Genomic DNA, 19,342 nt, shown 5'->3' with positions numbered 1-19,342 from the left:
AAAAGGAGTGGATTCGATGGAAATGTATCAATGGCTAACCGCTGTTCTCGTTGGTGGCATTACCGGCTTCGTTTCCCATCTAATCAATAACCAAGGTAAGTTATTGCTTCCACGCCGTTTGAAAACATTTTTTCATTTTGGATTTTTAACTGATATTTTTACTGGTAGCCTAGCCGCACTTCTTGGGCTCGTTTTATTCGATGTCACCGCAATAAAAGAAATTATAAAAGTATCCATTGTAACTGCTATTTCCGGCCAAACTTTCTTACTACATCAAGCTCTTGGTGGCGAACAGGCTAAAAATACGCAAATTGGGAAAGCTGATGAGAAGATTCAAGAAATTGACAAATTATTGCGACGTTAGTGTATACTTTCTTTTAAAATTATTGTTATAATGAGAAATAAATATTTTCTATTGCGTCGTTTGTCAGGAGAAAGGGTGTTTCGTATGACAAAAAAGAAAATAGAAGATTTCTTAACAAACTCCGAAAAAGAGGAACTGCTAGAAAACTATAAATGTTTACGAGAAGCCCGCACAAAAAGCGAAGCTAACTATTTTGGCGAAGCAGTAAACCATCTATTAAATAAAGCAAAACAACGAATTATTAAAGATGCAGGTATACATGATGAAAATGCTGCAACTGTTCAATCAAAGAGAAAAGCACTGTTTTAGCTACATTAGCTAAAACAGTGCTTTTTATTTAGAATTTTTTTCTTTCCATGCTATATTCCCTCTGCCTTTATCTTTCCATTTTTACAGTTTCAAAAGTCATCTAAACCTAAAGATCAACCTAATAATATTAGCCCACGCAAACCATTTTAATAATAGATAAAATAATTGAACTAGTAATGCTACAAACTAAACAAGTTTATTAAATCGCTTCTTTTAAATCTGAATGCGGATTTGGTCCGTATTGATTGTCATTTTCTTCACTTTCAATGATAAAAAATACAAGTAAAACAACGCTACCAAACGGTACAAAATTTAATAGTTGCCACCATCCCGTTTTCCCAATATCATGTAATCGTCGTGCACCAACCGAAAAGCTTGGTATAATCATTACTAACATAAATAGCAACGCAATAATAGCAACTAACACCTCTGAAAATGATGATAAAAATAACAGTAGCCAAAAAATTACGATATTGGATAAACTAAAAATCCAGTACTCTTTTCGCGTAGCTCTACCACTAAAATTCCCATAATTCTTTAGAGCTTTCAAATACCATTGCATTTAAACCTCTCCCTTTTATCCCTAATAAAATTAAAATATGTAATTATTAACAGATAAGTAGAAATATAACACAACATTTATGTAAAATCCATATCCCCATCTAAATTGCCCTCTATTTAAATAGTTTTTTCCTTCGGCATTTTTCACATTACTTTCACATCTATTTCACAAATATAAGTAGTCCGATATGTTAAACTAAGTATATCCTTTTCCAAGGAACTATATGCCGATATATAAATCCCTATCTTTATAGGGATTTTTATTTTTTGATTCCTCATAACTTTGTTACAATACATTTCTTCTACTATTTCTATACTTTTAGTAACCACTTTAATTAAAAGCACATTCATGTATTCACACTCTTATTAATTCTGATTTGCGAAATATTTATACAAGCTTTATGATACAATTCCTGTTTCACTATTTTCAGTAAGTTTTTCACTTTTTCTAAACAAAAATAAAGCTCCTATATATAGTAACGCAGTAAAACTACCTATAAGTATAAAATTGTGAGATACTGCAAATAACATTCCTGCTATTGCCGCTCCAATCATTTGACCAATATACATAGAAGCATTTGCAAGCGCGGCTCCTGTTCCTCTTGCTATACTAGACATGTTTTGTAAATGTCCCATCATTAATACAAACAAAATTCCTGTCACAAAAAACAAAGCAAAGAACGATAACTCCACCAATACAATGTTCTTTACATGAGGAAGTAATACATATAGCACTGCTGTAAATATAATTCCACCATAGAAAGAAAGGTTATAACCAATTTTATTTACGATTCTAGGACCAAAAATATTACCAGTTAAATTTCCTAATCCTAATACGAGCATAGCTGTACCTACTTCATGAACTTGTAAGCCAAATTGAATGGAAAGCCATACACCAAAAAATGAAAATGCAGCAAAATTTCCGGTTTGAAAAACAAAGTATGCAAAATAAGAAAGTGAAACCTTTGAATCTGTAAGTAATTGTTTATAGCGCTTTAAGATAGCTTTTTTATTTCCACCTATATGAACCGACTGGATTTCTGGTAATACAACATAAATAAGAGTGACAAGTAGTGCTGATAATATACCAATGGAATAGAATGGCATTGTATAATGTATCGTTGCTAAATAAGCTCCCAGTGGAAGCCCTAAAATTTGAGAGATTGATAACCCTGCTGTTGCAATCCCAATTGCTTTCACAATTTGCTTTTTCTCTATAAGGAGCGGAATGGATGCCCACACTTGTGGAGATACAAAAGCTGCACTTACACCTGCTAAAAATCTAAATGTTAGCATCCATAAAAAACTCGGTGCAATTCCACACAAAAACGTACTTATTGCAAAAAAACTCATACCTAGTACCATCACTTTTTTTCTGTTTAATCCATCTGATATAGGACCAGCGATAAGTGCAAATCCAGCATACCCTAAAGCATAGGAACTCACCATCCATCCTGACAACTCAGTTGAAACATGATACACCTGTTGTAATGTCGGCAACAGTGGTGAAATTAAGAAAGTATCTGTACCGATCATAAACATTATTGTGAAAAATACAGCTAGTGCTCTGTTCATTTAGACCTTCTCCTTATATAAACAGAGGGTACTCTCCCTCTGTTTCACTAATCTTCTAAAATAGATTGGATTTCTTTCATGACTCTTTCATTCAATACAACGTCTACCGCTTTCACACTTTCTCTTACCTGCTCTGCCCGCTTTCCACCAGGTATAACAGTATCAATTCCTTCTTTATTTAATAACCATGCTAACGCTAAATGAGACACTTCAATATCATTTTCTTTAGCTAGCCCTTTTAACTTTTCCACTTTCTTAAAATTACTCTTATATGTATTTTCTTCAAATAGATTTACATTTTGGCGCCAATCGACTTCGTTCAATTTAAAATCTTCTGTATATTTTCCGCCTAATATTCCAAAAGCAAGAGGCCCATATGGAATAAATGAAATACCCGCTTCTATACAATACGGCAACAGTTCTTCCTCAGCTGTACGTTCTAACATATTGTATGGAGATTGTACAACATCTATATGACCATGTTGATTCGCCTCTTTTAATTGTTCTATGTTTACGTTCGATATTCCAATTGAACGAATTTTCCCTTCTTCTTTTAAATGAGTAAGCTCTCCGATTGAATCTATGTAACTTGTTTCAGGATTTGTAAAGTGTAAATAATATAAATCAATATAATCAGTCTGTAATCTTCTTAAGCTATTTTCCACAGCATTCCTTAAATAACTTGGTTCATTGTTAATATAAGTTTCTCCATTTAACAACGGTTGAATTCCACCTTTTGTAGCAAGTATAAACTCATGACGTTTTCCCTTTAATACTTCTCCTACTAATTCCTCTGATCTACCGAAACCATATGAATCTGCTGTATCAAAAAATGTAATCCCTTGCTGAATAGCTTCTTCTACTAATCGCTTTCCTTCTTCTTCATTCACATCAGCATATAAATTATGTCCCCCTACTGCATTTGTACCTAAACCCAACTTTGAAATATTTAATCCTGCCTTTTGCAATTTTGTATACTTCATTTTTTCTCCCCCTATATTTCTATTGTTCGAATATATTCGAACAATAGAAATATAGCACTTTATATGTTATAGTGCAAATATCTTAACTTATACAAGTAGGTGAAATATGCGTACACTCTATCATCCAAATCGAGAAGAAATTCAATTTTCTTCTGTCTTATATGCACTTAGCGATCAAATTCGTTTACAAATTGTAAATATTTTACTAGAGAAAAATGAACAATCTTGTGGTGCTTTAAACATCCCTGTTGCAAAATCAACTTTATCTCACCATTTCAAAGTTTTACGTGAGTCAGGTGTTATGTACACGCGCCTTGAAGGAACACAACGTTTCATTTCAATTCGTGAAGAAGATTTAAATGCTAGATTCCCAGGTTTATTACAAGTTGTATTACATGCGACAGAGCCATATTAAAAAAACATCTCATATTCATATGAGATGTTTTTTTAATATGGCTATTCTTTTAATAAATCTATTAATCCATTCCCTTCAGATGTACGTTCGTACCCTAAAGGTACAGTTCTTTTAATGAGTTGTGCATATATTTCCGGCTCCGATAACTTTCGACCGTATTCTTTCTCACACTGTTTAATGAGCAAGGCGAGCGCTCCAGCAACATGCGGCGTCGCCATGGAAGTTCCACTTAACACAGCATATTTTCCTTCTGGATACGTAGATAATATTTCATCACCTGGCGCTACTAGATCAATTTCTTGATTTGAATTACTAAAACATGCAATCTTCCGCTCTAAATTAACAGCACCAACTTCAATTACCTCGGAGTACGCACCCGGAAAGTCTAGTTCCTCTGTTTCATCATCGCAATCTCCATTATTTCCAGCAGCACATACAACGAGAACATCTTGCTTTACCGCATTTTGAATTGCTTCATGTAATTCTGGAACATCTTGCGGACCACCAAGTGACATTGAAATAATTCCCACTTTCTCTTGATTCGGCCCTCTCCAATTTACAGCATAATGAATTGCCTCAATAATTTGCTCATAACTCCCAGAACCATCTCCCGCTAAAACTTTTAATACTAACATTTTAGCAAGTGGTGCAACTCCTAATACACCGACACCATTTTCAGTCGCGGCAATCGTTCCCGCAACATGAGTACCATGTCCGTTATTATCAAGATACACATTTGGATCAGCTTCATAATCTTTTGTGAAATTTCTTCCGCCGATAATACGATCCTTTAAATCTATATGATTAGTATCACACCCTGTATCTAATACGGCAACGACTACATCTTGCCCCTTCACACTCTTTTCCCATACTTGCGGAGCGTGAATCAGTTGTACACCTGGTGGAATTTCATTTACTTGTTCTACCACCTTATTTACGGTAAACGGAATCAATTGTATACCTTTTTGTTTATTCACTGTACTACTCATCGTAATCCCTCCTGAAAATGTATTATTTTCATTTCAGACCACTTTTGAATACGTGTAAATGTAACATTCGTTTTATTCTTTTTGTTTTCCTTCTTTTCAAATATTTCTCAACATCATTTACTACCTCTATAATACTTTTTTATTTTCCCTATGATTTGTAGGAAGTAACAACCCGGGTCGTTCAACTAATAACCAAAATAAGAGGACCAATTAATGGTCCTCTTACAGTCTTTTAAAAGAATGATATGTATTTGAAAAATAATATAAATTAAGACTAAACCTCACTCTTGTTTAAAAACTTTTCTATTTCTTTTACTAAATATTCCGCTCCCTCTATCCCAACTGTAATATTTCCATTTGCTAATGTAATATTCTGCCCTGAAACATCACCTGTGATTTGGCAAGCATTGTAAGGTTGATATTTTTGTAAAATGATTTTATCTGCTTCTACAAAAATTTCAAGCGGTGATTTAATTTGTATTCCCAATACATCGCGTAATTCTTTAGGGATAACAATTCGTCCTAATTCGTCTACTTTTCGAATAACTCCTGTTGCTTTCATATTTCTCCCCCCTTACTCTCTATTAATTTTTTCGCCTCGCTTTTTCCATTTTATCACTTTTTGACAATACTTGCCTCTTTTTAGAAAATTTTGTACTCGAGTTAAAAAAACACATTTAATGCATACGTAATCTCTCTTTCAATTGTTTTACATAACGGGATCTTATAAGTAAGAAGTATACAACTTGAATACCTATGAAAACACTTAATACAACTGTATTTTCTTTAAACAATGAGTACTCAAACATTTGCCCTAACGCCGTTAAGGCTACTGCTCCATGTAATGTTGCAACACCAATTGGAACGAAGAATAAAAGCGCCAATCGAATTGTAACTACCTTCGATAATTCCCTACTTGTCAATCCAACTTTACGAATCATTTCGAACAAACGAACATCATCCTCCAAATCGGAGAATAAACGGAAGTAAAGGAAACTTCCTGCGCAAACGAAAAATACTATACCAATAAAGAAACCTACAAATAAAATCGGTCCTGCAATTTGTAAACTTTGGTTTTGCTCGTACTCTTCCGCACTAAACGTTGAATATTCTTGATACGGTTTAATTTGATGCGTAAGCTCTTTACCAATTTCAATCTCATCTTTCGTTCTTTCAGTTTTATACATATAATCTTTTGTCTCTATAAACCCATCTTGTAATGAATCATATTGATTATTAGAGATTACATAAACATTTCCTCTTAATATTTTCCCCAATGAAGATGAAGTAACTTTTTTCACTTTTAAATTTTCATTCATATTAGGTAAAGTAATTTCTTTTCTTTCTTTCATCGTTGGCCCTGGTATATTAGCTGACAAAAATACAACTTCTTTATTTGCTACAGTATTAAATGGTTCTTCTGTTAACTTTGCATATTTCTTATAGTCTGATTCTTTTATAAAAATGGCGCTTCTTAACGACTGTTCCTCCGTTTTCTTTGTCGAAATATTAGTTTTTGAAGCTGCTATACTATGTTTCTTTAATCCTTTGTCAATCATTTGTATATGCTGTGATTCGTTACTATTCCCTTGCTTAGAATGGTAATGAAACGAAATCGGTCTCTCCATTATCCCTTTCGTCATGGATGCGAAGCCAACTAATGTCCCTATTGCGGAAAATGCTACAGTAGAAATAATGGTTACAATAAAGAACATTCTTGCGTTATCTCTCATGCGATACGCTAAATCTGATAACGTAATAATATTAGTCTGTGTCCAATAGAAACGTTTACTTTTTTTACATAATCGAATAATAAAGACACTCAGCTGCTTGTACAACAAATACGTCCCAATAATAACTACCGTTGTAACAGGAATCATCATAATAAATACCATTGCGCCATGCGATAGAAGAGCTCCTACATAGCCAGCACTAAGCAATACTACTGCTAATATTGAAGAAATGATTGATGCTTTCGGTTCCGGTTTTGCCTCTGCTGACCCTCTAAACAACTTCATAATTTTATTTTTACGAATCATTCCTGCACTAAACAATGATATGATCATAAATAAAATAAAAAACATAATACTCGTTACAACAATTGCTTTCATCGGTATGTAATAGGATAAGGAGATATCTAGTTTCAATATCATCGGAGCGACAAATAGTAATACCCCTGAAAATAACATACCTGAAATAATACCAAAAATAATTGCCCCTATTCCAATCATAATATTTTCAAAAAAGATCAGACGCTTTAATTGATATTTCGTCATACCTAGCATCATTAAAATTCCTAGTTCATGCTTTCTCGTTTTTAAAAACATTCCCATCGAATATAAAATAAAGAAGAATGTAAATAAGTAAATAATAGACTGTGCAAAAGACATACTTACGAATACGTACTGACCTAATTCTCCTGCACTTAATGCCGGATGAAACGCAAAAAATGAATACACAAAAAAGGCCATAATTGCAAATGCACTACTCAAAAAATAGGCTGAGTATGTCCGTCTATTTCGGGTTACATTCCGATATGCTAGTTCTCTAATGTTCATATTACTTCTCCGCCCTTCTACTATCTATGTTTTTATATTAGTAAAGTGCGGAAATACCTTCCATCGATTCAAATGACAAAAACCTTACATTTTTGAAAGGTTTAAAAAAATTGCTTATACGTAGTACTTTATTTATAATGACTACATTCATATTCATACACACATCCTATTGTATATTCGTTAATTTTGCGAAATAATAAAGGATAGAAGTATGTACCATTATACATATAAACTTAATTACCGCTTTAATATGAATAGGAGGAAACATAATGACATTACAAGAACAGATTATGAAAGCATTACATGTTCAGCCTGTAATTGATCCAAAAATTGAAATTCGTAAACGAGTTGATTTCTTAAAGGATTATGTAAAAAAAACAGGTGCAAAAGGATTTGTACTTGGTATTAGCGGCGGACAAGACTCTACATTAGCAGGACGCTTAGCACAACTTGCAGTTGAAGAAATTCGTAACGAAGGTGGTAATGCAACGTTTATCGCCGTGCGTCTTCCTTATAAAGTACAAAAAGATGAAGATGATGCACAATTAGCATTACAATTCATTCAAGCAGATCAATCTGTTGCATTTGATATTGCTTCAACTGTTGATGCTTTTTCAAATCAATATGAAAACTTATTGGGTGAATCATTAACAGATTTCAATAAGGGTAACGTGAAAGCACGTATCCGTATGGTTACTCAATATGCAATTGGTGGACAAAAAGGGCTACTTGTTATCGGAACAGATCACGCTGCAGAAGCTGTAACAGGGTTCTTTACAAAATTCGGAGATGGTGGTGCAGATTTATTACCATTAACGGGATTAACGAAGCGCCAAGGACGTGCATTATTACAAGAGTTAGGTGCAGACGAGCGACTGTACTTAAAAATGCCAACAGCTGATTTATTAGATGAAAAACCAGGTCAAGCTGATGAAACAGAGTTAGGTATTACTTATAATCAATTAGATGATTATTTAGAAGGTAAAGCAGTTCCAGCTGACGTTGCAGAGAAAATTGAAAAACGTTACACAGTGAGTGAGCATAAAAGACAAGTACCAGCGTCAATGTTTGATGATTGGTGGAAATAAATTAAACATCAAAAAGAAGCTAATCTTCATTTAGCTTCTTTTTTATATGTTAACGATATACCCCTACTCTTTTCTCCAATAAATCTTGCAGGCAATCTTCATGTTGTTTACAAAATAACGGTGGCATGTCGTCTAACGGGAAAAACTTCAAATCCAACGTTTCATCACCATCTACTTTTTTGTCACCTCCAACTATTGAGAATGAAAAGAACATCACAATTGACTGGGCCTTGTCTCCATTTGGATATGATTGAAAATATTTTGTATACACTCCAATAAGCTCATTTATTTCTACATCATACCCGGTTTCTTCTTTTATTTCTCGGATTGCAGTTTCCGCAGCTGATTCCCCTATCTCCATTGCGCCACCTGGAAATCCCCAAGCGTTAAAGTCTCCTCTTTTTTGCAGTAATACTTCTCCTTCTTTATTAAATACACAACCACCGGCAAAGTTTAAGAAAACATAATCATGTCCTACTTTTTCACGTAATTCTTTTATATAATTGGCCATTCTCTTTCCCCTTTTCATACTTCTTCTATCGCTATTTCTTATCTTTTTCAAGCAATTCAATAATTCGATCTAGCTTCTGGTTCATATTAATCACGTGGTGTTTCTTTGCAGCACTGCTTTGTAATACTCTTCTAATAAACAAAGTAAATGATATGAAAAACAAAACGATAAGTCCGATTACTAAACAAGTATATATCAATGTAAATATATTACTTTCAAACAAGTTCATTCCGCATTCACATCCTCTCCTTTTTATTTTATCACATAATTCTCAATATTTTAAAGTGATCAACAAATATAAAAAGAGCATCTTTTACAGATGCTCTTTCTCATTGCTTAATACGTAAATGTAATTGTCGCTAATGAATAACCCGCTAATGCACTATAAGGTGCTACTTGATAAGACACACGCTTTGCACCTTTTGGCCAATTTATTTCATTTAATACTTTCTTTATATCTTGCATCGTTCCATCCATGGACTGCTTATATCGTACTTCTACTTTTTCTGGTTTGGCTGCAAACTGTTGCTGTAACTTTTTCTTAAATTCATTATAATTTTCTGCTCCGTATTCTGCAGATAAGTATTGTAAATTTGTTTCTTTTAACATTTGCTCATATACGACAGTTTTTGAGCTACCAGCTTTTATTTTATTTGTTAATTCACCAAAATAACTTGTAGTTGCTGCTGGATATTTACTACGATCCCAGTCGTGATCTTTACTTAACTGTTCGTCAGACATGTTAAAATATGAGTAAGTTACACGCCCTGCTTTATCTGGTACTGGATCATCAAATGTAGTATCTAGGTGATACCATTTGTTTTCAATGTTCACTAAATTCCACGCGTGAGCTTGTCCGTTTCCTGTGCCTGTTACAATATGATTTTGAATACCTGCCTCTTTTAACAACTCATACGTTAATAATGTATATCCTTGGCAAACGGCAGAACGATTCGCTAATGCTTCATATGCTGTATACGCTTGATAAGACGTATCATAAGACACATGCTTAACAACGTAATCGTGAATAGCTTTTACTTTCTCATGCTCATCCATCCCTGGTTTTACAATTGATCCAACAATTGATTTCGCCTGAGCTTTTACATATTGAGTTTGTTCTTTTGATTCACGGTATTTTACTTGCAGTGTAAACGTATAGTCCCCTGGCATTCCTTTAATAGAATATCTAGTAGACGCTACATTATATTTTACATACTCATCAGCATCTACAATTTTATTAAACTCACCATACAATTGATCCATAATATTTCTAGCATTTCTATCTTTTGTTTTATATGTGATTGTAATATTTTCTTCTCGATTATCAATCTGTTTTTTTAATTCTTTTCTGAAATCATCTAATAACTTTACATCTGATTGTGCTGTCACTGTAGTCGGATTTGTAGCTGCATAAGATACAGATGACGCTTGTAAGCCTCCCATTACTATAGTTGAACAAAGTGCGGCAGCTGTCACATACTTACTTGTCTTTCCCATCTTGTCACTCCTTACATTCTATAACTATACGAAAAAGTATCGTATAGTTTCAGAGTATACAATACTTTTTCGTATAGGTCATATGAGATTATGCATATTAATTAATTCACATAAAAAGGTTGTTCTTTTTAAAAGAACAACCTTTTTTCATTAGCAAGTTTGTAATACGCAGCATGTATTTTCAAAACGTTGATTTTTCAAATCTTCATTACTAATACAGAAATATAGCATCCCTAGTTCTCCCCAAACCATATTACAATTTTTATGATCTGAATCAATTTGGAATAAAAGAGTCATTTGCTGTGGGTCTACTCCCATATATTCTCCTGTCTCATATAACACTTCCTCTTGTACAGAGAATGGCTCACCAAACATTTGATGGTTATCGTAGTTATCCGGAATTAGCTCTTCAAGTAATTGCAAGAAACGATCTGAATCAGCCTCATCTTCAATGAAAAGCTCTGGTAATTTGTATGTCAGTTCAAAAGTAATTGCACACTGGTTATATTTCGCTTGTACTTCATTTTCTCTTCGTAATTGCTCTACAGGAACATCATAATAAAGTACACGCCCAGCCTCTGTTAGATTCACATTTTCTTCAAAATAATTTTCGATGCAAAAGAAATACAGCATCCCCGTCTTAGGAAGATTGTGATCCATACCAACGTTTTGTAAATCACTTAAGTTAAATTGCGCGATAAATTGTAGTGGATTTCCTTTATGCTTTGGATATTCAAATAAAGCTGGTAAATCAGGAACTCCTCCCATTTTCGAACTACCTATCGCAACAGTTTCCTGCTGCTTTGGCACAACTTTTATACAAGGAAATACAGTATTAATAAGTTCCTCTTTCAAGTGTGTTAGTTCATATTTATCAATTAATACTTCAATTTTTTTATTCATAAATTCTCCTTACATTTACATACTTATTTATATCATAGTACAAAGATTATACTTCATTCTTTACAAAATCAACAAGCCTCCAAAAAACGGGCTTATCCTTCGTACGCGAACAAGTTTAAAAAAGCATACTATACATTGTTCCTACAAACACGATAATTCTTTAATTCTTCCAGTACATTTTCCCCTCGTTCATTTTTAAATATAAGGAGGAATTCCACATGGGTTACGGATATAGTTGCTGTGGTTACGGATACGGTGGCGGCGGTTGTGGTTACGGAGGTTTCGCTTTATTAATCGTTTTATTTATCCTTCTAATCATCATCGGAGCTAGCTGTTGGGGCGGCTTTGTAGGCTGCTAGTAAACTTAAAAACCATTGTAAAAAAGCACGTACAATACGTGCTTTTTTGCCATTTCCAAATCTTTTATTTGAAAGGAAGTATGTTTAATGAAGATTGATGGTGTTTTTGAAGGAGGCGGTGTGCGCGGTATTGCGCATGTTGGGGCAATTTGCGCGTTAGCCGAAAAAGGTTATGAATGGGAACGTGTAGCTGGTACATCGGCTGGTTCGATTATTGCAGCACTTGTAGCGGCAGGATATTCTTGTTCAGAGTTAAAAACGATTATAACTGATATTGATTATAATAAATTTATGAAAAAAACTTTTATTGATAGAATTCCTTTTATCGGTAAGGGGCTAAGTGCATGGACTACTCTAGGTATATACTCTAATGCATTTATAGAAGAATGGATTGAAGAATTGCTTCGAAAAAAAGGTATTCATTTATTTACTGATTTACCGGATCTAAACAAACTCAAAATCATCGCCTCTGATATTAGTAATGGTAAAATGGTTGTCTTTCCTGACGACTTACCAAACTACGGATTTTTAAATTATCGCTTCTCTATCGCTAAAGCGGTAAGAATGAGTAGTACAATCCCCTTCTTCTTTGAACCCGTAAAATGGAGAACTCCAAAATGGAAGCAGCCTTGTTATATGGTTGATGGAGGAATTCTAAGTAATTATCCAATTTGGATCTTCGATTCACCTACCGCTCCTCGCTGGCCGACTTTCGGATTTCATTTTGTAAAAGATGAGATTCAAGCTGATCCTGCTCACTATAACGAGCCTATTTCCATGTTCAAAGGACTATTTAAAACAATGATGCAAGCTCATGATTTACGTCATTTAGACAAGGAATCAAAAGCAAGAACAATTACAATTCCAACAGGGGCTATTACTAGTACAAACTTCGACTTAACAAAGGAAGAAAAAGAGTGGCTATACAATTCTGGTTATAATGCCGCAAATAAGTTTTTACAATCGTGGAACTTCAGACAATATATTGATGACTATAGAAACGGAAAGCAGGATAGAAAATCAAATCGTTACTTCCGTCAACTTGACTCATAATACTATTGCTTTTCATACGAGAACACGTAACGCTTTCAAAAAAATAAGCCTAGTAATAATATATTACTAGGCTTATTTACTTTCTGCATCATTATTATACGTTGTTTAAGGATACGTTAACCCTTCTGCTTCCTCTGCAGTAATAACTGTGTATCGATTTCCCGTTCGTAATCCTAACAATTCTGCTTTTTCAATTGCTTCCTCCTTCGTCTCCGCATAAGCAGCTAAATATTTCTCTCCATTGATAATTTGGCAAATTACATATTGTTTCATTACTTTCTCCTCTTACTTTTTCATTAGTTGTGCAAGTTTTTTTATACCTATTTCAATTTCTTCTAACGTTGCGTATGAATACGATAGGCGCAAAAATTGATTTGCACTTCTATCATATAAAGTACCTGGGTTTAATAAAACCTTTTCGTGCAGAGCTTTATCAAATAAACTGCGATATGAAATGGGTACTTTTATATGTACCCATATATAAAACCCACCTGTTGGTTCATGCCAAGTTGCTATTTCACGAAGATATTTATCTAACATTAGTAACATAAAATCTCTTCGTTTTTTCAATTCACTTCTTACAAATCGCAAATGCTCATCATATAGACCATTTGTAAACCACTCTGCTGCAATTTGCTGGGATATAGTGCTTGAACCATAATCTGTTTGCATTTTTATGTCTGACAATCTTTGAATTACTGGCTCGGGTCCAACAATCCATCCAATTCTTAAACCTGGACTAATTACTTTGGACATGCTTCCAATATGTAGTACAATTCCATTTTTATCATAGGCTTTTAAAGGTTTCGAACTAGGTGCATCAAACCATAAGTCTTGATACACTGCGTCCTCTATAATAGGTAATCCAATTTCATTACATACTTCCATTATTTCTTTTCGCTTCTTAGTATTCATACTAAAATTCGTCGGATTATGAAAAGACGGGATTGTATATAAAATAGAGGCATTGAACTGCTTCTTATATTTCTTAATATATGATGTATGTAACCCGCTTTCATCCATTGGGATTCCAATTAAACGTACTCCTGCTGATTGAAAAACATTAAGCGAATATAAATAGGATGGTTTCTCTAATAAGATTGATGCCCCTTTCGAAAGAAGACCCATAGAAATAAGTTGCAGCGCTTGAATCGCTCCTGAAACAATTAATATAGAGGCAGGAGATACATATACACCATGCCCCTGTAAGTATTCGGAAATCTTTTCCCTTAAATACAGATTTCCTTTCGGCTCTTCATACCCAAGCGTCACATTTGACTTTAAAAGCTTATTCATAATTTCTTTCATCTTTTTCTCAGGTAAGAGACTTGGCGCGAGCTCACCTGTTCCTAATCGGATTACATGTGGATAAAATTCAGCTTGATTAATCTCCTGAATAGCTGGGAGATTCGGATAATGAAGTCCTGTTTCTACATAAGACTGCCAATTAGGCGGGGGTGCGTAAGGTGAAGCATTCTCATTATTATTTACAACAATTGTTCCTTTCCTGCCATTCCCTTCAATATATCCCTTCGCAACTAGTTCATCGAAAGCCATTACAATTGTGCTTCGATTCACACCAAATGTATGTGCCAAATCTCTTTGTGAAGGTAATTTCGTTCCAACGGTCCATTCTCCATTAACGATCCTTTCTTTTATATACGTTTCTATTTGTTTATACAGAGGAGTCGCTAGAGACATATTCGGTTTCCAAACGAATCTTTCCATTATATCACCTTATATTCTTTTTGGTTGGTAACCTCCCCAACCATATGGATGGATACAAATTTTCATTTCTTCTATACAATATACACTATCATAATGAATTAAAATAGGAGGTAATATGATGAGTGAAGCAATTATTCATGGTATCATTCTTGCATTTGGACTTATCATTCCATTAGGTGTACAAAATGTTTTTGTCTTCAACCAAGGTGCGAGCCAACCAAACATTTTGAGGGCAGCACCCGTAGTATTAACTGCCTCTATATGTGATACGTTACTCATATTGATTGCAGTGCAAGGTGTCTCCCTTGTACTCCTTACTTTTTCTTGGCTAACTAACTCGTTATATATAATTGGATTTTTCTTTCTCCTATACATGGGCTTTGTTATTTGGAGAAGTAACCCTTCCAACGATGTAAAACAAGAAAAAAGTATGCCCTTAAAAAAGCAAATTCTTTTCGCAGCATCCGTTTCGTTATTAAATCCACATGCTATTTTAGACACAATCGGTGTAATTGGAACAAATTCTATTCAATACATAGGAAGTGAAAAATGGGCTTTCACACTTACAACTATTATCGTTTCTTGGATTTGGTTTATAAGCTTAGCTTTAGCGGGGAAATTTCTAAAAAGAATAGACTCAACCGGAAAGACAATTTTATTATTAAATAAATTTTCTGGTCTCATCATATGGGGTGTCGCGCTTTATATGTTAAAACAAGTTATTTATTCTTAATGAACGAAAGAGAATTGCATGTTACTAAAAACATCATGCAATTCTCTTACAAATTATGAAGTAGGTTCCGGTTTCTGTTTTACCTTCTTTGCATCTTTTGCTGGTTTAATCCAAATGATTGCTATGACAGCACCAATGGCAGCGAAAATACTTGTCAAATAAAACACTTCATGGTCCGCCCCTTTCATGAAAAAAGAATATAAAGGTGGTCCAGCTGCTACACCGATAAATCGCATTGAACTATAAAATGACGTAACCGTTCCCCTTTGCTCCTTTTCAATTCCTTGTGTAATGAGGGCATCTAAACATGGGAGTGCCATACCAATTCCTATCCCCATAATAACGAGACAAAGAAGTAGTAAATAAATCCCTTTTATAAATAAAGGAATGATGACTGATGCAGCTGCCATTAAAAAACCAATATAAATACACTTCTTCATAACATTTTGATTATCTCCAATTTTTTTACCGGCCATATATGAACTAAGTGACAGTACAAGTAACGGGATAGCAAGCACACACCCTTTCCATATACCATGAATGTCATACTTTGATTCCAGTATAGTCGACAAATAAAAGAGAATTCCGAATAAAATAAGCATAATAATTGCACCTAATGCAAAAATGGCAATTAACCATCTTCCTTTTTCTCGAAACGTAGACAGAATAGATTTTATAAACTCTTTAAGTGGTGGTACTTCTCCTTCTTGTTTCTTTGCCTTTACTAGAACAAGTAACAAAACAATTGATATGACACATAAAACTGGAATCGCCCAAAATGGTAAGAACCATACAATGGCAGCAAGAGCAGATCCTAAAATAGGGCTCAGCACTTTTCCAAATGTATTGGATGTCTCAATGATTCCCAAGCCTGTACTAACTTGTTTTTCGTCTTTGTATAAATCACCAACACACGGTATAACAACCGGCATTGCACCAGCAGCACCAATACCTTGAATCGCTCTACCGATTAATATCCAAGTGTAGGGATTATCAACTTTCCAAGATACCCAACCAGTTATCGCTCCTCCTATAGCCGCAATCAGCAAACTCGGAACCATTACCATCTTTCGTCCCCATCTATCTGATAAATAACCAGCAATCGGTATAAGTAAAATGGCTACGATAGAGTAAATTGTAATAATCATGGATACTTGAAACGATGAAATATGTAATTTCTTTTCAATTGTCGGCAAGATTGGAATGAGCATTGAATTCCCTAATGTCATGACAAGTGGAACTGATGCAAGCGCAATTAAACAACAGTTTTCTTTTTTTAACATGTTGATTTCGGAACCTTTCATCATATATTTCTTACCATATAATAGCCCTGCTGGAACATAATTTTCATTCCACCAGGGCTATTACATCTTTAATACTTCCCATTCACAACAAAAGAAATTGGGTAAAATATAGTATTACTTCTATTCTTTGAATTCTGTTCGCAATATATTCATACCAATTAATTGAAAAAAAAAAAGAAAGGAAGAATCCTTCCTTTCTCCTATAACCTTCTACATTTAGCGAGTATATCCGCCACCAAGCTGTTGTTCTGCCATCGCTACTAGGCGTTTTGTGATTTCACCGCCTACAGAACCGTTTGCACGTGAAGAAGTATCAGCTCCAAGTTGTACACCGAACTCTTGTGCAATTTCATACTTCATTTGATCTAAAGCTGCTTGTGCTCCATGTGATGCTAATTGATTAGAATTACGATTTCTAGCCATTACCAATCACCTCCTTATTTATATATAAATTGTGTTAAATTCAAATTAAAATACATGGAAATTTTTGGTTATTTCTTACCATAAAAAAAGAGCCTCTAAAACGAGACTCTAACATCATTTCACATTACGAAGTTACTACTTCTAATTTTCTATTTATTAATACTTTCATTTCTTCTTTTAATATCTCTTTTGAATTATGTCCAAACCATTCTAAGGAAGCAAAAAGATCCGTACCTCTCACTTCCTGAATAATCTCATCATAATTTACAATACCTTCAAATAACGGAACCATACCAATACGACTTCCTGCTGCAGCATATACATTATTAGGTTCAAACACATGCAAATAATCCGCTGAAGATATATTCTTAAAATGGTAATGTAGTGTCCACGGCTTTAATCGCTGGAAACTGTCTATTGGATCTGCGCCAGACTCCCATATATGAAGAAAATCAAGATTTATTTTTAAATTCGGATGATTTACTTCTTCTAATAGTTCTATAGTAGAAGGCAATGTGTCCGTTAGTGTATTGGGATGTGTTTCTAACAGCACATACATATTGTGCTGAGCAAACACATCACAAATCTTACGTATTCGCTTCACATACTCTTTTCTCTCTTGTTCCGAGAAGTCATTGCTCCCTTTTTGCCCAGCAAACGTGCGAATTTTATTCGTATTAAACCAATTAGCTAGTACTACAAGTTGTCCACTTTTCTCTATCGTTTTTTCAAAATCTGCTGATAATGATATATCTAAGTAATCACTTATCATCGTAATTTCTAAGTTTTTATCCTTTAGAAAATTCAATTCTCGTTCTGTCGTTTCACGTTCTTGCATGTACAAATTTTGTGCATGCGTCCCCCATAATTCAATTCCTTCAAAACCGTTTTCATATGCAAATTGAACAATATCAGTAAATGAAATTAATTGATGACGAAATGAAATGGTACATAGCGAATATTTCATAGTATTAAACTCCCCTATCTTAAATTCAGTTAGCTTATTAAAGAGTTGCGACAGATTGATTTGTTTTCATACCTTTCCATGATAGAAACTGTCTCTCTAATTCCTTCTTAATTTGCAGTTCAATTGCATTCATTTCATCCAGTTTTTCAATAATCGATACTAGCATACCTTTATTATTCGTCATTGCCATTTTAATTGCACGATACTGTACATTTGTAAATCCTTGTACAATATCCTCTACCCGATCACACCAATAATCAAATTCTTGCTCCGAATATTGCAACGTTTCACGGAAGTATGCAAAGGCATGCTCATAACTATATTTACGAATTGCAAGTACTGGTATTTGTTTTACTGCTGCTACAAGTCCAGAAAGCGCATATCCTTCTTCCTCATTTGCCATTTTTACAATTAAATTTTTCAGTTCCATAGTCAGTTCATTGTCGTTCTTTTTGAATGTTTCTGTGAAATAATTAGCTACTGTTTCTTGCGTTGGCTCCCCAATTCCTTCTATATCAATGAAATAACCTCCACCAAATGGGTTATCTTGAATAGAGTGAAGTACTTTTTCTCTTTCCATATTTCCTTCCCAACGAAAATCAGGATCTAGCATGAACCACTCTTCTTCTTTCTCTGTTTTTGATATCATTAAATAATGTGGAAACGGTTTTTGATGAAATTTATTTTCCCTCTCTGGTAATAGAGACATATCAACCATTACAATGACATAACGATTTTCCGGCTTGTTTTCTACTAATTCTAAAAACGTTTCTACATTGCTATCTTTATCTTTTGCATGATCATACCATTCGTTTACTTTAATACCGTACAATTTTTCAAACCAAAGTAAATAATGATCATGGTTAATGTTTTCAGAGTGATATGAAATAATTCCGCCTTCTGTTATATCAAAATCTCCATCCCATAGTCCAAAATAAAATGGACGAAAATCAATGTCGCTACGCCTTTTTATAATTTCACAAAAACAACTCACTAAACAGTGCACTTTAATTGAAGTCATA

Annotated in this window: 24 protein-coding genes; 7 read left to right on the top strand and 17 right to left on the bottom strand. The window is 34.1% G+C overall.

All coding sequences use genetic code 11. The features are described 5' to 3' along the window. Nucleotides 1-16: 16 nt before the first annotated feature. Both CGQ22_RS16440 and CGQ22_RS16435 read left to right on the top strand, forming a co-directional pair. Nucleotides 17-364, top strand: coding sequence for a DUF4257 domain-containing protein (locus tag CGQ22_RS16440; RefSeq protein ID WP_000426317.1), 348 nt, complete (start codon nt 17-19; stop codon nt 362-364). 84 nt (nt 365-448) lie between these two features. After that, the gene (locus tag CGQ22_RS16435) at nt 449-673 is read left to right on the top strand and encodes a hypothetical protein (protein ID WP_000162602.1); all 225 of its coding nucleotides are present in this window, start codon (nt 449-451) and stop codon (nt 671-673) included. A 199-nt stretch (nt 674-872) separates the two neighbouring features. On the opposite strand, the gene CGQ22_RS16430 is transcribed toward CGQ22_RS16435, so the two are convergent. From CGQ22_RS16430 to CGQ22_RS16415, 4 genes are all read right to left on the bottom strand, one after another. Further along, nucleotides 873-1,235 (bottom strand): DUF805 domain-containing protein, encoded by a 363-nt coding sequence (locus tag CGQ22_RS16430; RefSeq protein ID WP_001198796.1) that lies wholly within the window; start codon nt 1,233-1,235, stop codon nt 873-875. A 143-nt stretch (nt 1,236-1,378) separates the two neighbouring features. Then, the gene (locus tag CGQ22_RS32505) at nt 1,379-1,585 is read right to left on the bottom strand and encodes a hypothetical protein (RefSeq protein ID WP_001101743.1); all 207 of its coding nucleotides are present in this window, start codon (nt 1,583-1,585) and stop codon (nt 1,379-1,381) included. A 48-nt stretch (nt 1,586-1,633) separates the two neighbouring features. Next, nucleotides 1,634-2,809 (bottom strand): MFS transporter, encoded by a 1,176-nt coding sequence (locus CGQ22_RS16420; protein WP_089148990.1) that lies wholly within the window; start codon nt 2,807-2,809, stop codon nt 1,634-1,636. Between the two features lie 47 nt (nt 2,810-2,856). Then, on the bottom strand, nt 2,857-3,792 hold the full coding sequence (locus CGQ22_RS16415) for an aldo/keto reductase (protein ID WP_000877961.1): 936 nt from the start codon (nt 3,790-3,792) through the stop codon (nt 2,857-2,859). A gap of 106 nt (nt 3,793-3,898) precedes the next feature. On the opposite strand from CGQ22_RS16415, the gene CGQ22_RS16410 reads away from it, so the two are divergent. Further along, on the top strand, nt 3,899-4,207 hold the full coding sequence (locus tag CGQ22_RS16410; RefSeq protein WP_046945368.1) for an ArsR/SmtB family transcription factor: 309 nt from the start codon (nt 3,899-3,901) through the stop codon (nt 4,205-4,207). Nucleotides 4,208-4,248: 41 nt separating this feature from the next. On the opposite strand, the gene CGQ22_RS16405 is transcribed toward CGQ22_RS16410, so the two are convergent. The 3 genes from CGQ22_RS16405 to CGQ22_RS16395 form a co-directional block, all read right to left on the bottom strand. Beyond that, entirely contained in the window at nt 4,249-5,196 is a 948-nt protein-coding gene (locus tag CGQ22_RS16405; RefSeq protein WP_000099754.1) for a serine protease, read from the bottom strand. Between the two features lie 274 nt (nt 5,197-5,470). After that, a complete protein-coding gene (locus CGQ22_RS16400; protein ID WP_000648325.1) occupies nt 5,471-5,758 on the bottom strand; it encodes an AbrB/MazE/SpoVT family DNA-binding domain-containing protein in 288 nt (95 codons plus the stop codon). Nucleotides 5,759-5,873: 115 nt separating this feature from the next. Next, the gene (locus CGQ22_RS16395) at nt 5,874-7,754 is read right to left on the bottom strand and encodes an ABC transporter permease (protein WP_001025968.1); all 1,881 of its coding nucleotides are present in this window, start codon (nt 7,752-7,754) and stop codon (nt 5,874-5,876) included. Nucleotides 7,755-8,023: 269 nt separating this feature from the next. On the opposite strand from CGQ22_RS16395, the gene nadE reads away from it, so the two are divergent. Beyond that, the gene (nadE, locus tag CGQ22_RS16390; protein WP_046945370.1) at nt 8,024-8,842 is read left to right on the top strand and encodes an ammonia-dependent NAD(+) synthetase; all 819 of its coding nucleotides are present in this window, start codon (nt 8,024-8,026) and stop codon (nt 8,840-8,842) included. Nucleotides 8,843-8,891: 49 nt separating this feature from the next. Here nadE and CGQ22_RS16385 read toward each other — a convergent pair whose 3' ends face one another. The 4 genes from CGQ22_RS16385 to CGQ22_RS16370 form a co-directional block, all read right to left on the bottom strand. Continuing rightward, nucleotides 8,892-9,353 (bottom strand): NUDIX hydrolase, encoded by a 462-nt coding sequence (locus tag CGQ22_RS16385; protein WP_000024999.1) that lies wholly within the window; start codon nt 9,351-9,353, stop codon nt 8,892-8,894. A gap of 31 nt (nt 9,354-9,384) precedes the next feature. Then, nucleotides 9,385-9,582, bottom strand: a complete 198-nt coding sequence (locus tag CGQ22_RS16380; RefSeq protein ID WP_001048102.1) for a DUF4083 domain-containing protein — start codon at nt 9,580-9,582, stop codon at nt 9,385-9,387. Between the two features lie 107 nt (nt 9,583-9,689). Then, a complete protein-coding gene (locus CGQ22_RS16375; protein WP_000520860.1) occupies nt 9,690-10,850 on the bottom strand; it encodes a transglutaminase domain-containing protein in 1,161 nt (386 codons plus the stop codon). Between the two features lie 150 nt (nt 10,851-11,000). Beyond that, complete coding sequence (locus CGQ22_RS16370) at nt 11,001-11,753, bottom strand: YwqG family protein (RefSeq protein ID WP_001034839.1); 753 nt, start codon at nt 11,751-11,753, stop codon at nt 11,001-11,003. A gap of 218 nt (nt 11,754-11,971) precedes the next feature. Here CGQ22_RS16370 and CGQ22_RS16365 point away from each other — a divergent pair, with 218 nt between their 5' ends. Beyond that, on the top strand, nt 11,972-12,112 hold the full coding sequence (locus tag CGQ22_RS16365) for a YjcZ family sporulation protein (RefSeq protein ID WP_000540419.1): 141 nt from the start codon (nt 11,972-11,974) through the stop codon (nt 12,110-12,112). Between the two features lie 87 nt (nt 12,113-12,199). Next, the gene (locus CGQ22_RS16360) at nt 12,200-13,165 is read left to right on the top strand and encodes a patatin-like phospholipase family protein (protein ID WP_000686821.1); all 966 of its coding nucleotides are present in this window, start codon (nt 12,200-12,202) and stop codon (nt 13,163-13,165) included. 105 nt (nt 13,166-13,270) lie between these two features. Here CGQ22_RS16360 and CGQ22_RS16355 read toward each other — a convergent pair whose 3' ends face one another. Together CGQ22_RS16355 and CGQ22_RS16350 are read right to left on the bottom strand one after the other, a co-directional pair. Next, a complete protein-coding gene (locus CGQ22_RS16355) occupies nt 13,271-13,438 on the bottom strand; it encodes a DUF3933 family protein (protein ID WP_000816377.1) in 168 nt (55 codons plus the stop codon). A 12-nt stretch (nt 13,439-13,450) separates the two neighbouring features. Beyond that, complete coding sequence (locus CGQ22_RS16350) at nt 13,451-14,893, bottom strand: aminotransferase-like domain-containing protein (protein ID WP_089148989.1); 1,443 nt, start codon at nt 14,891-14,893, stop codon at nt 13,451-13,453. Between the two features lie 118 nt (nt 14,894-15,011). On the opposite strand from CGQ22_RS16350, the gene CGQ22_RS16345 reads away from it, so the two are divergent. Continuing rightward, nucleotides 15,012-15,626 carry a LysE/ArgO family amino acid transporter gene (locus CGQ22_RS16345; protein WP_089148988.1) on the top strand — a complete coding sequence of 205 codons (615 nt, stop codon included), beginning with the start codon at nt 15,012-15,014 and terminating at the stop codon, nt 15,624-15,626. Between the two features lie 53 nt (nt 15,627-15,679). Here CGQ22_RS16345 and bcbE read toward each other — a convergent pair whose 3' ends face one another. From bcbE to CGQ22_RS16325, 4 genes are all read right to left on the bottom strand, one after another. Further along, nucleotides 15,680-16,909, bottom strand: coding sequence for a bacillibactin exporter BcbE (gene bcbE / locus CGQ22_RS16340; protein ID WP_002181649.1), 1,230 nt, complete (start codon nt 16,907-16,909; stop codon nt 15,680-15,682). A 237-nt stretch (nt 16,910-17,146) separates the two neighbouring features. Beyond that, nucleotides 17,147-17,353 carry an alpha/beta-type small acid-soluble spore protein gene (locus CGQ22_RS16335; RefSeq protein WP_000113545.1) on the bottom strand — a complete coding sequence of 69 codons (207 nt, stop codon included), beginning with the start codon at nt 17,351-17,353 and terminating at the stop codon, nt 17,147-17,149. Nucleotides 17,354-17,477: 124 nt separating this feature from the next. Continuing rightward, on the bottom strand, nt 17,478-18,320 hold the full coding sequence (locus CGQ22_RS16330; protein WP_061884077.1) for a sugar phosphate isomerase/epimerase family protein: 843 nt from the start codon (nt 18,318-18,320) through the stop codon (nt 17,478-17,480). A gap of 37 nt (nt 18,321-18,357) precedes the next feature. Beyond that, nucleotides 18,358-19,341: a DUF6005 family protein gene (locus CGQ22_RS16325; RefSeq protein WP_000200703.1), complete on the bottom strand. Its 984-nt coding sequence runs from the start codon at nt 19,339-19,341 to the stop codon at nt 18,358-18,360. Nucleotide 19,342 lies beyond the last annotated feature (1 nt).

Source organism: Bacillus sp. M13(2017) (assembly GCF_002218325.1).
GTDB classification, from domain to species: Bacteria; Bacillota; Bacilli; order Bacillales; family Bacillaceae_G; genus Bacillus_A; species Bacillus_A thuringiensis_K.
Note: the sequence above shows the minus strand (reverse complement) of the source record. Positions and strands in the feature narration are given on the sequence as shown.